We start from the raw sequence: 13,656 nt of genomic DNA, 5'->3' as shown, positions 1-13,656 counted from the left end.
GTGGCGGAGAATGGTCGCATGGCAGGTTCGGGCGAGCTGGCGAGGCATTGGCGGTACACGGAGCTGCCCGGTGTCGACCTGCTGCGGGCCCGGTACATCCGCAAGACGTTCGTACGGCACACGCACGAGAACTTCGTGATCGCCGCCATCGCGGACGGTGTCGAGGTGTTCCACCACGGTGGGGGTGATGTGTCCGCCGGGGCGGGAGCGCTCGCGCTGGTCAATCCGGACACTCCGCACACCGGCCGGGCCGGTGTGCCCGAGGGCTGGCGGTACGGGGCGGTGTACCCGTCGCCCGAGGTGGTGGCCGCGATAGCCGCCGAGACGACCTCGATCCGCGGTACTCCCGGTTTCATCAGGCCCGTGCTGGACGACCCCTACACCGTCGGACTCGTCCATCAGATCCTGCGCGCGGCCGACGAGGGCAACGCGCTCGCCGCCGACACCCTGCTGCGGGTCGCCGTCACCAGACTGCTCCGGCTGAACGGCGGACCGCTGCCGCAGCGCGTCGTGCCCACGGCCGGCGGTCGGGTCGCCGCACGCGCGCGTGCCGTGCTGGAGGAGCGGATGGCGGATCCGCCCACGCTGGAGAAGCTCGCCGGGGATCTGGGAACCAGTCCTTTCGCGCTGCTGCGCGCGTTCCGGGGTGCCTACGGGATGCCGCCCCACGCCTGGCTGACCGATGCCCGTGTGCGCCGGGCACGCCGGCTCCTGGACGCGGGTACGGCGCCCGCCGAGGCCGCCGTCGCCGTCGGGTTCACAGATCAACCGCACCTCAACCGGCACTTCGCCCGGATCGTGGGCGTGCCCCCGGGCGCGTACCAGCGGGAGCGCAAGAACGTACAAGACGCGGAACGGCGGCTGCTCCTACCGTCCGACACGTGGCAGAACAGATCGCTTCAGAAGACATACGCGCCGGAGCAGAAGGGAAACGAGCCCTCGAAGCCGGAGGAAAGCCGGACTCCGCCGTCGTACGGGACGCCCTGGGAGTCGGGGTCGCCGTAGGGCTGTCCGGGTTCGCCTTCGGGGTGACCTCGGCCGGTGGCGGGCTCACCCTGCTGCAGACCTGCGCCCTCAGCCTCCTGGTGTTCACCGGCGCCTCCCAGTTCGCGCTCGTGGGAGCACTCGCGGCCGGCGGCAATCCGCTCACCGCTGCGGCGGGAGCCTTCTTCCTGGGCGTGCGCAACACCTTCTACGGGCTGCGCCTGTCGCAGTTGCTGGCCCTCCCGCGCGCAGTGCGGCCGTTCGCCGCCCAGTGGGTCATCGACGAGACGACGGCCGTCACCCTCGCGCAGCCCACGCGGCGTGCCGCGCGGATCGGGTTCACCGTCACCGGGCTCACCCTGTACCTGCTGTGGAACCTCACCACGCTGCTCGGCGCGCTGGGCGCCAAGGCCATCGGGGACACCAACGCGTGGGGTCTCGACGCTGCCGGTCCCGCCGTCTTCCTGGCACTGCTCGCGCCCATGCTCACGACCACCACGGAGCGCGCGGTCGCCGCACTCGCGGTCCTTCTGGGACTGGGACTGCTGCCCGTGCTGCCGGCCGGTGTGCCGGTCCTGGTGGCGGCTCTCGCGGCGCCGATCGCCCTCTACGTGGAGGGCCGTCGGCAGAACGGGACACGTAACCACCCACCAGAGGAAAACCGCAACGCCGCACAGGAGGAAGACCGTTGACCGTCTGGATCGCGATCGCGGCCACCGCCCTCGGCTGCTACGTCGTCAAGCTCGCCGGTCTGCTGGTGCCCGCGGGCGCCCTTGAGCGGCCGTTGGTGAGGCGGCTCGCCGCCCTGCTGCCGGTCGCCCTGCTTGCCGCGCTCACGGCCCAGCAGACCTTCGCCGAGGGGCACACGCTCGTGCTCGATGCCCGGGCCGCTGGGCTCGCGGCAGCGGCCGTGGCACTGGTGCTGCGTGCCCCGTTCCTGCTCGTCGTCGCGGCGGCCGTGCTGGTGACGGCGGGCGTGCGGGCCATCGGCGGCTGAGGCGGCCCCGAGTCAGCCCACGGAGCGGCCGTACGCCTTCAGGGTGCGCAGTGCCTGGATCGTCACCATGGGGCGTGCCTCCAGGGCGACGCCCGGCGCCCACTGGCGCCAACGGATCGGCCAACCGCCGTCCTCCCGCTGATCGCCCGCCAGGTGGTCCAGGGAGCGGGCCATCTCGTCGTCCGTGAACCACGCGCGCGCGAGGGAGCCCGGGGTCCTCGCGTAGTCGTAGGGGAAGTGGTGCTCGCCCGGCGCGTAGCCGGGGGCGACCGGATAGGCGTCCAGGTGCTCCGGGTCCAGGGCGGCGAGCCGGTGCTCGCGCACCAGGCGGCCGAGCCGGTCGGCGGCGGCCTCCGCGCGCGGGCGGTCGGGTGCCGAGTCCAGGAAGGCGACGGCCGCCTCGATCTCGTAGGGGTGCGACTTCTCCAGGGAGTCGACGGCCTGCCAGCAGAAGTCGGTGGCCCGGAACAGCCAGGCGTGCCACACCTCGTTGCGGTGCAGCAGGCCCACCACCGGCCCGGTGGCGAGGAGTTCGCTGGGCGGGTCGTCCACGATCGGCACGAAGGGAGCCGTCGGATAGCCGCGCTGGCCGGGATCGATCGCGGGCAGCGCGCCGTCGGCCGTGGAGACGGAGGTCAGATAGCGGCACACGCGTTCCACCCGCTGTCCGCCGCAGCGCCCGATGGAGTCCAGGACACGCAGTGCGTGACCGGTGTGCAGCGGCTGGCTGACCGGGCCGCGCAGATCGGGTTCCAGCGCGTGCCCGTACCCGCCGTCCTCGTTGCGGTAGGCGTCCAGCGCGGTCTCCACCGGATCGGGTTCGCCGTTGAGGAAGTGGTACGCGAAGAGGCGCTGTTCCAGCACGCGCGCGGTGAGCCAGACGAAGTGCTCGGCGCGGAAGAGCGGGGAGTGCGCCGGGGGCGTCGGGGGGAGTGGGGAAGCTCCTGTTTCGGCCATGCGTCAGACCGTAGGACGGAAAGCGGTCTCGGCGAGCGGTCCCGGCTCGGGCCCACTCTCAGGGGCGGGATACTGGTGTCATGCGGTTGACGGTCTTCTGGCAGCGGATGACGGAGCACTTCGGCGCGGGGTACGCCGAGAGCTTCGCGCGCGATCACGTGATGACGGAACTCGGCGGGCGGACGGTGCACGAGGCGCTGGACGCGGGCTGGGAGGCAAAAGACGTATGGCGCGTGGTCTGCGCCGTCATGAACGTTCCGCAGCAAAGTCGCTGATCGGTCACGAAGATCGCCGACGGTGATCCGTTGTCAGTGTCGTAGGCGAGACTTGCACCGTGGCACCCACTGACGAGACCGGGCACGACGCCCAGCAGGCATCCCCGTTCGGTACGACGCCGCCGATCCGGCCCCCGGCCGACGGCGCCGCGCCGGGCACCGGCATGCCGCGCTGGCTGCCACGCGCCATGGTGCTCGCGCTCGCCCTCGTCGCCGTGTTCCAGCTGGGCAGTTGGGCCTTCCACCAGCTCCTCGGGCTGCTGATCAACATCCTCATCGCGTTCTTCCTGGCGCTCGCCATCGAGCCCGCGGTGAGCCGGATGGCGGACCGGGGGATGCGCCGGGGGCTGGCCACCTTCCTGGTCTTCCTCGGCCTGCTGATCGTGAGCGCCGGGTTCGTCACCCTCCTCGGGTCGATGCTCGCGGGCCAGATCATCAAGATGATCGAGGACTTCCCGAACTACCTCGACTCCGTCATCAACTGGGTCAACACGCACTTCCACACCGACCTGAGACGGGTCGACATCCAGGAGGGGCTGCTCCACTCCGACTGGCTGCGCAAGTACGTGCAGAACAGCGCCACCGGCGTGCTGGACGTGTCCACCCAGGTACTCGGGGGCCTCTTCCAGCTGCTGACGATCGGTCTGTTCTCGTTCTACTTCGCCGCCGACGGGCCGCGGCTGCGGCGCGCGCTGTGCTCCGTACTGCCGCCCGCCCGGCAGGCCGAGGTGCTGCGCGCGTGGGAGATCGCCGTCGACAAGACCGGCGGCTACATATACTCACGCGGCCTCATGGCGCTGGTCTCCGGGGTGGCGCACTACATCCTGCTGCAGGCGCTGGGCATCCCGTACGCGCCCGTGCTCGCCGTCTGGGTGGGCCTGGTGTCCCAGTTCATCCCGACCATCGGCACGTATCTCGCGGGCGCCCTGCCCATGCTGATCGCCTTCACCGTGGACCCCTGGTACGCGCTGTGGGTGCTGATCTTCGTCGTGGTCTACCAGCAGTTCGAGAACTACATGCTGCAGCCCAAGCTGACCGCGAAGACCGTCGACATCCACCCCGCGGTCGCCTTCGGCTCGGTCATCGCGGGCACCGCGCTCCTCGGGGCGGTCGGCGCGCTGATCTCCATCCCGGCCGTCGCCACGCTGCAGGCGTTCCTCGGGGCGTATGTGAAGCGCTACGCCGTCACGGACGATCCCCGGGTCCACGGACACCGGAACCGCGGCTCCGACGGACCCGGCCTGGTGACCCGCGCGCGACGGCTGTGGGAGCGACGGCCGGGGACGGGGGAGCCCACAGCGGTCGACCCCACCGCTACGAACAACTCCGTCGCTACGACCGACTCTGGGACAGCCGACTCCCGGCCGACCGACCCGGAACCGACTGACTCGGAACCGACCGACTCCGAACCGAAGGACTCCGGAGAGGGCTCCTCCGGCTCCTCCTGAGGGATGATCCGGCCAGAACACCGGGGCGTCGCGGTCAGTACGTGAGCACCGCCCACACCCCGGCCCCGGCCACCGCGGCGGCGTAGCAGCCGACCGCCACCGTCACGATCCGCTGCCGTACCGCCTCACTCCAGGACGTGCGGGACAGCAGCCAGGCCAGTGCCGGCAGGACCAGGACGGCATGCAGGCTCACCCCGTGCAGCGGCTTGAGCGGGGCCGTCGAGTGGTACGCCGCCTCCTGGTGGCCGGTCCGGGCGAGGACCACCCCGCGCGCGATCATCGCGGCGCCCGAGGCCAGCGCCACGAGCAGGATCGCGAACCCGGAACGCACCGCGAGCGCCATCCCCGTGGGCCCCGTCGGTCGATGCCGGAAGGACGCCACCGCGAACACGGTGAGCAGCACCACGAGGACACCGCCGCCCACCGCGAGCGTCATGGAGACCGCCGTGTCGAAGGGCGTCTCCATGTCGAGATGCGACGGCACCCGGCGCCACGCCTGGAGGGTGATGCCGCCGACCTCCACGACACAGTCGGCGGCGAACACGACGAGCAGCACGGTACGCAGCCGGGCCCCGACGCGCAGATACGACGTGACCCAGGTGACCGCGATCAACGTCGCCCCGAAGGAGAGCCCGAACGTGACGGGCTTGCGCCAGGAGACGGGCCCGTACCAGGGGCCGCCGTCGACCGCGAACACCCCCAGATGCACCAGGCCGGAGAGGATCAACAAGGCACCGGTCGCATGGCAGAGACGCTCCGCGGGACGTACGTGGCTCTTCATGGGCCGAGCCTCGCGGGAACCCGCCGCGCAGTCGTCGTACGGCCGAATGCACCCGCCGTACGCCGGCGGAAGTAGGGCTCCCCGAGGCGTGGCGATGAGTTTCGGGGGCGCCCGAGGTCCATGGAGGTGAAAGCCGCCCGGAATCCGCGGAACGGTGACCCCAGAAGCGAGGATCGATCATGTCCACCGCAAAGGCCCCCCAGGGCGTCGACCCCATGCCCGCCCCGCAGCTGGCGGACACCGAACGGCAGACCGCCGCAGGCAAGGTGCTGTGGCACTTCACGATGTCGCTGGACGGGTTCGTGGCCGGGCCGGACCACGCGATGGACTGGATGACGGGGTTCTCGTTCCGGGCCGGCCTCGTCGAGGAGTACGCGGCTACGACCGGTGCCGTACTGGGCGGCCGGGACGGCTTCGACGCGTACCCCGATGCCGGCGGCATCTACGGCGGCGCGTGGCAGGGGCCGGTGTTCGTCCTCACGCACCACCCCGACGACGCGCCGCCCGCCACCGGAGTGACCTTCCTGAACTGCGACGTGGCCGAGGCCGTCCGGATCGGGCTGGAGGCCGCCGGCGGCAAGAACCTCGAAGTGCTCTCGCCCACGATCGGCCGACAACTCCTGGAGCGAGGACTGATCGACGAGATCGACCTGCACATCGTTCCGGTGCTGCTCGGTGACGGCATCCGGCTCTTCGACAACCCCGGCGGCGTCCCGGTCCGGCTCAGGCTGCTGAACGGTCATGACCACGCGGCCGCGGTGAACGTGCGCTGTCGGCCGGTCGGGACGTGATCGTCCTGCGGCACCGGGGTTCGAGGGCACGCCGGGGCAATCCGACGGTTCGGCGGTGCGCGGAGCTCGCGGAGATTCCTACTGGTAGCAAGGAGGACCGCACCGGACGGTGACGGTGCCGCTCTCGCCGGCCGAGGTGATCGCCGTGCCCTGTGTCGGCGCGGGCCGGTGCACGAGGCTGGTCTCCCACGGTATGGGAGCGGCCGACGCCGCCGGACTCATGATGCCGACGGTCGCCGTGACCAGCACGGCCGCGATCCCCGCGCGCTTCCACATCTTCATCGAACTCTCCCTGCGTCGGTTGTCGTTGGCTGCCGCAAGTCAACGGGCCCGACCCCCGGCACGGGAAGGATTTCCATGTCATTCGAAGCGTCGCCACGGCGTGAGGCGTCACAGGACATCGATGACGCGAGTGCCGCGTGGTGCGCTTGACACGAAAATCGAACATCCATTCTCATGGAAGCTCCGGCGAGGCCATGACGGGCATTTCGGCAGGCTTTTGATGGTGAAGTGTCCGAGTTATCCACAGGCTGGGCGGGCGTCGGGACGCATTGTCAGTGGCAGGCGTTAGCGTCTTTGACGTGAAGCGATCGACTCAAGCAAACCGGGTGGAACCCATGGCAGGAACCGACCGCGAGAAGGCGTTGGACGCCGCACTCGCACAGATTGAACGGCAATTCGGCAAGGGCGCGGTGATGCGCCTCGGCGAGCGGCCGAACGAGCCCATCGAGGTCATCCCCACCGGGTCGACCGCACTGGACGTCGCCCTCGGCGTCGGCGGCCTGCCGCGCGGCCGAGTGGTGGAGGTCTACGGCCCGGAGTCCTCTGGCAAGACGACCCTGACCCTGCACGCGGTGGCGAACGCCCAGCGGGCCGGCGGCCAGGTCGCGTTCGTGGACGCGGAGCACGCCCTCGACCCCGAGTACGCGAAGAAGCTCGGCGTCGACATCGACAACCTGATCCTGTCCCAGCCGGACAACGGCGAGCAGGCCCTGGAGATCGTGGACATGCTGGTCCGCTCTGGCGCCCTCGACCTCATCGTCATCGACTCCGTCGCGGCACTCGTCCCGCGCGCGGAGATCGAGGGCGAGATGGGCGACAGCCACGTCGGTCTCCAGGCCCGTCTGATGAGCCAGGCGCTCCGCAAGATCACAGGCGCGCTCCACCAGTCCGGGACCACCGCGATCTTCATCAACCAGCTCCGCGAGAAGATCGGCGTGATGTTCGGCTCCCCGGAGACCACGACCGGTGGCCGCGCGCTGAAGTTCTACGCCTCGGTGCGACTCGACATCCGTCGCATCGAGACGCTCAAGGACGGCACGGACGCGGTCGGCAACCGCACCCGCGTCAAGGTCGTCAAGAACAAGGTCGCCCCGCCCTTCAAGCAGGCCGAGTTCGACATCCTCTACGGCCACGGCATCAGCCGCGAGGGCGGCCTGATCGACATGGGCGTGGAGAACGGCTTCGTCCGCAAGGCGGGCGCCTGGTACACGTACGAGGGCGACCAGCTCGGCCAGGGCAAGGAGAACGCGCGCAACTTCCTGAAGGACAACCCCGACCTGGCCAACGAGATCGAGAAGAAGATCCTGGAGAAGCTGGGCGTGGGTGTCCGTCCGGAGCAGCCCACCGCTGAACCGGTCGTGGACGCGGCGGTCTCCACCGCCACGGACGACGCCGCCAAGGCGGTGCCCGCTCCGGCTGCGGCCAAGGTCACCAAGTCCAAGGCCACGGCAGCCAAGAGCTGACCCGTGACACGACGAACGGACTGGGCCGAGTACGCGGATCCCGGCGCCCCGCAGGGGCGCGGGGGAGGCGGCGACGGCCTGGCCTACGGCGCGGACGGCGGGTCCGAGGAGCCGTACGGCATGGACGGGCCGTACGGCGAGTGGTCGGCCGGTGGCTTCGCGGGTGAGGCCGGTCCGCCTTTCGGCGGCTCGGAGTCCGGCGATGCTTCAGCGGACACCGGTCGGCTTTTCAGAAGCTCGGCGCCTGGCGACACTTCGCCCCGCGGCGGGTCCGCCGACGACGATGCACCCGGCCGCGGCTCGCGCCGCAGCCGTGGAGCACGTGACCAGGGCGGCTCGCGCGGGGGTATGACGCGCGGTGACGGCGCACGCGGTAGGCGTGGGCGCCGTGGCCGCGGCTTCGGAGAGCCGTCCGGAGAGGACGGGGGTGACTTCTCCTCGTCGAGGGCCGAGAAGGAGGAGCCGTCGGCGGACCCGGCTGAGCGGGCGCGGGGGATCTGTCTGCGCCTGCTCACCGGGAACCCGCGCACCCGCAAGCAACTCGCGGACGCCCTGCGCAAGCGGGAGATCCCGGACGAGGTGGCGGACGAGGTGCTGTCGCGGTTCGAGGAGGTCGGACTGATCAACGACGGTGCCTTCGCGGACGCCTGGGTGGAGTCCCGGCACCACGGCAGGGGACTGGCGCGGCGCGCGCTCGCCCAGGAACTGCGCACCAAGGGCGTCGACCCGACGCTGATCGACGAGGCCGTCTCCCAGCTCGACTCCGAGCAGGAAGAGGCGACGGCACGCGAACTGGTCGACCGCAAGCTGCGGTCCACCCGGGGCCTCGACCGCGACAAGAGGCTGCGCCGCCTCGCGGGCATGCTGGCCCGCAAGGGCTACTCCCAGGGCATGGCCCTCAGAGTGGTCCGGCAGGCGCTGGAGGAAGAGGGCGAGGACACGGAGTTCCTCGGGGACGAGGGGTACTGACCCGGAATTGATCCGGCTCTGACCCCTCGATGGTGCAAACGTCCTGAACACGGTGGACGCGCGGGGGCGCCGACCGCGTTCAGGCAAGCACCGGGCCCGTGCCCGAGGTAGGGCCAACCCCCGGTTGAAGACGCCGGATTGCCCCAGTGCACAGACACCTGTGCACAAACAACTGTGTACGCATGGCACAGGAACCCGGCACACCGGGCGCGGAGACGCCCGCCGAGCGGACCCCGGCGACACCCGCACCGGTCGAACTCTCCGACCTCGCCGCGCTGAAGGCCCTCGCGCAGCCCCGCCGGCAACGCGTGCTCCAGCACCTCACCCTGCACGGCCCCGCGACCTCGGCCACGCTCGCCCGCGCACTGGGCCTGAACACCGGCTCCACCAGCTACCACCTCCGTGAACTCGCCCGCTACGGCTTCGTCGAGGAGACGGAGGCAGAGGCGGAGGTGGAAGAGGGGTTGGAAGGGGAGACGGGGCGCACACCCGGGCATGGCCGCGAGCGCTGGTGGCGGGTCGTTCCCGGCGACCGCCGCTTCCCGCCGCGCAGCCGCCAGAGCGCCGAGATGCGGCACGTCATGGACGAGCTCAACCACCATGCGTACGCCGCCGACCTGGAGCTCTTCGAGCAGCTCCAGCGGGACTCCGCCGAGACCGGGCCGTGGGCGGACGCGTTCCCGTACTCCCGCGGCACCATCCGGCTGACCCTGCCCGAACTCGGGGCCTTCTTCGAGGAGTACATCGCCCTCCTCAACCGCTACAAGCGCCCCGAAGCCGATACTCCGGCCGGTGCCCGCATTGTGCTCACCAGGTTCCTCGCCTACCCGGCACCGCTGGCCGAAGCCGACCCGGCGCACAACAGGAAAGAGACCGAGCCCTCATGATGCTGCGCTACGCGCTCCGGACCGTCCGCGCCCGCAAGGCCGGTTTCCTCGGCGCCTTTCTCGCCCTGATGTGCGCGGCCGCCCTCATCACGGCCTGTGGCACCCTCCTCGACACCGGCCTGCGCGGCACCATCCGCACCGAGCGCTACGCGGCGAGCCCCGTCGTGGTCTCCGCCGACCAGAACGTCCACCGGACCACCGTCAAACACAAGAAGGGCAAGACCAAGGTCAAGCACAAGGCGAAACCGATCGCCGAGCGCGCCTGGCTCCCCGAGAGCCTGGAGAGCACGCTCGCACGGACCCCGGGTGTCGCCCGGGTCATCCCCGAACTGACCTTCCTCGCCCAGCCGTTGACACCCACCGGCACAGGCGGCCGGACCCCTTACGGGCACGCCTGGGACTCCGCCGCGCTGACGCCGTACCGGCTCGTCACCGGCAGCGCTCCACGGGCCGCCACCGATCTCGTGATCGACCGCGACCTCGCCGAGCGGGCCCGGCTCCGGCCCGGCGACCGGCTCACCGTCCAGTCCACACAGGCCCCGCGCAGCTACCGGATCACCGGAATCGCCGCTCCCGCCACAGCCGTACGCCATCAGACGTCGCTCTTCTTCTCCGCTGGCGAGGCCCGCCGCCTGGCCGCGCACCCCGGCCAGGTCACCGCGTTCGGAGTGCTCCCGGACAGGGGCACGAGCGTGGCCCGGCTGCGGCAGGCGCTCGCCACAGCCCTCTACGGAACCACCGGTCCGCAGGGAACCACCGGTCCGCACGCAACCACAGCGGCCCCCGGCACCACCGCCATGCGCAGCACCACCGCTCAAGTCACCACCGGCGACGCACGCGGCCCCGTCGAGTTCCTGGATGCCGCCACGGCCAGGACCCGGCTGGTCAGCATCGGCGGTGCGATGGGCGGCACCTCGCTGCTCGTAGCAGTACTCGTGGTCGTCGGCACCTTCGTGCTCTCCGTCCAACAGCGCCACCGCGAACTCGCCCTGCTCCGCGCGGTGGCCGCCACCTCCGGCCAGATCCGCGGACTCCTCGGCCGCGAGGCCCTGATCGTCGGCGCGGCCGCCGGTGTCGCGGGCGCTCTGCTCGGGCTGCCGCTGGGCACTTGGCTCTACGACAGGTTCGTCGCGCTGGGCGCCGTCCCGGCCGCACTCCAGCACACCACCGGCGTCGTTCCGCCGCTGGCCGCCCTCGCCGCGACCGTGTTCGGCGCCTGGGCCGCCGCCCGGGTCGCGTCCCGCCGTATCTCCCGGATCCGCCCGGCCCAGGCACTCGCCGAAGCCGGAGGCGGAGCCGAACCGGGGGCCGAACCCGGGTCCACGCGCACCCGACTCACACGCACCCGACTCACGCGGGGCCGCCTCCTCGCCGGGATCGTTCTCCTCGCCGGCGGTGTCGTGCTGGTCGCCGTGCTCAGCGCGCTGCGTACCGAGCCTGCCTCAACTCCCGTGACCTTCCTGGCCGTTGTCGTCCTGTCCACCTCCGTCGCCCTCCTCGGACCGCTCCTCGTCAAGGGGGCCGTCCTCGTCCTCCGCGGCCCGCTCCGGATCACCGGTCCGAGCGGTCGGCTCGCCGTCGCCAACCTCCGAGGCAACGCCACCCGCATGGCCTCCGTCGTCACCCCGCTCACCCTTCTGATCGGCATGACCTGCACCGTCCTGTTCGTTCAGCCCACCCTCGGTGACGCCGCCCGTGCCCAGGCCCGCGAAGGCGTCCGCGCCGACTGGGTCGTCGCCTCCCAGGGGCCGGGCGTCCCGGCCGAGGCCGCAGGGCGACTCCGCGCGCGGCACGACGTCGTCACCGAAGTCGTCCGTACGACCGTGCGCGTGGGCCTCGCCAAATACGCGGCCGAAGGCGTCACCCCCGCCGGACTCACCCGCACCTGGGACCCCGACGTCACCGCCGGATCGCTCGACGGACTCACCCAGCACACCGCGGCCGTAAGCGAACTGGCCGCCGATCAGCTCCACTTGAGGCCGGGCAGCACCCTGAAGCTCACGCTCGGCGACGGCACGCCCGCCACGCTCGCCGTCGTCGCCGTCTACGCCAGGGGTCTCGGTTTCGGCGATCTCACCCTTGCGCACGATTTCGTCGCCCGGCATGTCGACAACCCGCTCGCCTCCTCCGTCCTCGTCAGCACGCTCCGTACACAGACACAACTCGCGACTACCCTCCGTGAGTTCCCGGGCATCCGTGTCCTCGCGCCGGCCGCCGCCGACTCGCTCCAGGCGCAGCGGCAGCAGGCGAACGCGGAGGTCAACTACCTGGCCATGGGCCTCGTCCTGGCCTTCACGGCCATCGCCGTGGTCAACACGCTCGCCATGTCGGTCGCCGAGCGGGTGCGGGAGTTCGCGCTGCTGCGTCTCGCGGGGGCGACCCGCCGTCAGGTGCTGCGGATGCTGCGCACCGAGGCACTGTCGGTGGTGCTGCTCGCCACGGCGCTCGGCAGCGGTATCGCCCTCGCCGTCCTGACCGCGTTCAGCGTCGGCATGACCGGCAGGGCCGCACCATCGGTCACTCCTCTCGTGTACCTCGCGGTGGTGGCGGTGGCCGCGGTGCTCGCGCTCGTCGCCACGGCACTGCCGGGGCGGGTGGCGCTCCGGGTGCGGGCGGTGACCGTGGCGACCGCCAGGGAGTAGGGGAGTGGGCGCGGGAACCGGCCAGGGATCCACGTTCCGCAGACTTAGTGTGCGTTCCGTGAAGGGTGCGTGTGTTTGGGGCGGGAGTAGTTTCTGCTGCCGTCCCTCGGCCCTCCCCGCCTGCTGAGCCGCAGCCAGGCCTGCCTGAGTGCCTCCGGCCGCTTCGCCGACCGGTTCTCGTACGCCCTGAAAGGCGGCCGGCCTTGTTCTTGTCCCTGCCCGCCCGCCACCGAAGAACGCTGGTGGCCTCCCTGGTCGGTACCGGTCTCTTGTTGAGTGGCTGCGGACTGGAGTCCGGCGCCACGCCCGCCGACGACGGGCCGATCACCCTCGGGTTCGTCAACGGCGGCAGCACCGAGTTCCACACCTGTCTGCAGGAGTCGATCGCGAACACGGCCAGGAGCAACTTCGCGAAGCTCGTCACGGCCGACTCGCATCAGGACGCAGCCCAGGAACTCTCCAACATCCAGGCCATGATCGTGCGCCATGTCGACGCGATCATCGTGCAGACCGTCGACACCGATGCGCTCAAGAGCGACATCACCAAGGCCAAGAGCGCACACATCCCGATCTTCCTGACCTCGGTGAGCCCTGATCCGTCCGACATTCTCGGGGCCGTCGTGGTCGACCTGAAGGCGGTGGGCAAGCTGGACGCCGACTGGATCGAGGACGACGCGGCGGGGCGCGAGGTGCAGGTGGCCGTCATCGCGGGTGCGCCCGGCGCAGCCTCCGACCTGCTCGTCGGCGGTTTCACCAAGGGGCTGCCGGCGAACGTGAAGGTGGTCGCGAACCAGCCCGCCATGTTCGTCGCCGCGAGGGCGAAGACCGTCGCCGCGGGCATGATCAAGGCGCATCCCGATCTGGACTACGCCTTCGTCGCCAACGAGGAGATGGCGTTCGCCGCCCGCAAGGCGTTCGACGCAGGCGGCGGCAAGGACGTCAAGATCGTGACGGTCAACGGCACCGACGAGGCCCTCGCCGCCCTCAAGGACGGCCGTCTCGCAGCCACCGTCTCCAACTCGGCCAAGGACACCGGCGAACTGGCCGTCACCAACGCCATCAGCCTTCTCCGTAAGGAGAAGGTGGAGAAGATCGCCACCACACCGGCCCGCCTGATCACCAGGGCCAACGCGGACACCGCACCGCTCTACTGCCCCTCCGACGGGACCTGAGCGGGCCG

At 71.0% G+C, this 13,656-nt stretch carries 14 protein-coding genes; 11 read left to right on the top strand and 3 right to left on the bottom strand.

From position 1 onward, the window contains the following. The first annotated feature begins 18 nt into the window (after positions 1-18). The 3 genes from AB0I69_RS44470 to AB0I69_RS44460 are packed head-to-tail and all read left to right on the top strand — an operon-like array spanning position 19 to position 1,981. On the top strand, positions 19-1,005 hold the full coding sequence (locus AB0I69_RS44470; protein ID WP_363101532.1) for an AraC family transcriptional regulator: 987 nt from the start codon (positions 19-21) through the stop codon (positions 1,003-1,005). Continuing rightward, complete coding sequence (locus tag AB0I69_RS44465; RefSeq protein WP_363101550.1) at positions 909-1,676, top strand: AzlC family ABC transporter permease; 768 nt, start codon at positions 909-911, stop codon at positions 1,674-1,676. Before AB0I69_RS44470 ends, AB0I69_RS44465 begins: the two co-directional genes overlap by 97 nt. Continuing rightward, positions 1,673-1,981: an AzlD domain-containing protein gene (locus AB0I69_RS44460; RefSeq protein WP_363101531.1), complete on the top strand. Its 309-nt coding sequence runs from the start codon at positions 1,673-1,675 to the stop codon at positions 1,979-1,981. Before AB0I69_RS44465 ends, AB0I69_RS44460 begins: the two co-directional genes overlap by 4 nt. Positions 1,982-1,993: 12 nt before the next feature. On the opposite strand, the gene AB0I69_RS44455 is transcribed toward AB0I69_RS44460, so the two are convergent. Further along, a complete protein-coding gene (locus tag AB0I69_RS44455) occupies positions 1,994-2,938 on the bottom strand; it encodes a hypothetical protein (RefSeq protein ID WP_363101530.1) in 945 nt (314 codons plus the stop codon). Positions 2,939-3,018: 80 nt separating this feature from the next. On the opposite strand from AB0I69_RS44455, the gene AB0I69_RS44450 reads away from it, so the two are divergent. Together AB0I69_RS44450 and AB0I69_RS44445 are read left to right on the top strand one after the other, a co-directional pair. After that, positions 3,019-3,213 carry a DUF3046 domain-containing protein gene (locus tag AB0I69_RS44450; protein ID WP_363101529.1) on the top strand — a complete coding sequence of 65 codons (195 nt, stop codon included), beginning with the start codon at positions 3,019-3,021 and terminating at the stop codon, positions 3,211-3,213. A gap of 164 nt (positions 3,214-3,377) precedes the next feature. Then, positions 3,378-4,661 carry an AI-2E family transporter gene (locus AB0I69_RS44445; protein ID WP_363101549.1) on the top strand — a complete coding sequence of 428 codons (1,284 nt, stop codon included), beginning with the start codon at positions 3,378-3,380 and terminating at the stop codon, positions 4,659-4,661. Positions 4,662-4,695: 34 nt separating this feature from the next. On the opposite strand, the gene AB0I69_RS44440 is transcribed toward AB0I69_RS44445, so the two are convergent. Continuing rightward, positions 4,696-5,442, bottom strand: a complete 747-nt coding sequence (locus AB0I69_RS44440) for a hypothetical protein (RefSeq protein WP_363101528.1) — start codon at positions 5,440-5,442, stop codon at positions 4,696-4,698. A 179-nt stretch (positions 5,443-5,621) separates the two neighbouring features. Here AB0I69_RS44440 and AB0I69_RS44435 point away from each other — a divergent pair, with 179 nt between their 5' ends. After that, entirely contained in the window at positions 5,622-6,233 is a 612-nt protein-coding gene (locus tag AB0I69_RS44435; RefSeq protein WP_363101527.1) for a dihydrofolate reductase family protein, read from the top strand. Between the two features lie 78 nt (positions 6,234-6,311). Here the strand turns inward: AB0I69_RS44435 and AB0I69_RS44430 are convergent, their stop codons facing one another. Next, complete coding sequence (locus tag AB0I69_RS44430) at positions 6,312-6,515, bottom strand: hypothetical protein (RefSeq protein WP_363101526.1); 204 nt, start codon at positions 6,513-6,515, stop codon at positions 6,312-6,314. A 335-nt stretch (positions 6,516-6,850) separates the two neighbouring features. Between AB0I69_RS44430 and recA the strand changes: the two genes are divergently transcribed. The 5 genes from recA (at position 6,851) to AB0I69_RS44405 (ending at position 13,648) form a co-directional block, all read left to right on the top strand. Next, positions 6,851-7,978 (top strand): recombinase RecA, encoded by a 1,128-nt coding sequence (gene recA / locus AB0I69_RS44425; RefSeq protein ID WP_363101525.1) that lies wholly within the window; start codon positions 6,851-6,853, stop codon positions 7,976-7,978. Between the two features lie 3 nt (positions 7,979-7,981). Further along, positions 7,982-8,947 carry a recombination regulator RecX gene (recX, locus tag AB0I69_RS44420; RefSeq protein WP_363101524.1) on the top strand — a complete coding sequence of 322 codons (966 nt, stop codon included), beginning with the start codon at positions 7,982-7,984 and terminating at the stop codon, positions 8,945-8,947. Positions 8,948-9,129: 182 nt separating this feature from the next. After that, positions 9,130-9,834 carry a helix-turn-helix domain-containing protein gene (locus tag AB0I69_RS44415; protein WP_363101523.1) on the top strand — a complete coding sequence of 235 codons (705 nt, stop codon included), beginning with the start codon at positions 9,130-9,132 and terminating at the stop codon, positions 9,832-9,834. Next, positions 9,831-12,476, top strand: a complete 2,646-nt coding sequence (locus AB0I69_RS44410; protein ID WP_363101522.1) for an ABC transporter permease — start codon at positions 9,831-9,833, stop codon at positions 12,474-12,476. The genes AB0I69_RS44415 and AB0I69_RS44410 overlap by 4 nt, the downstream gene beginning before the upstream one ends. A 242-nt stretch (positions 12,477-12,718) precedes the next feature. Continuing rightward, entirely contained in the window at positions 12,719-13,648 is a 930-nt protein-coding gene (locus AB0I69_RS44405; protein ID WP_363101521.1) for a sugar ABC transporter substrate-binding protein, read from the top strand. Positions 13,649-13,656: the final 8 nt, after the last annotated feature.

The organism is Streptomyces sp. NPDC050508, assembly GCF_040655155.1.
GTDB lineage: Bacteria > Actinomycetota > Actinomycetes > Streptomycetales > Streptomycetaceae > Streptomyces.
This window is presented reverse-complemented; position numbering and strand designations above follow the sequence as displayed.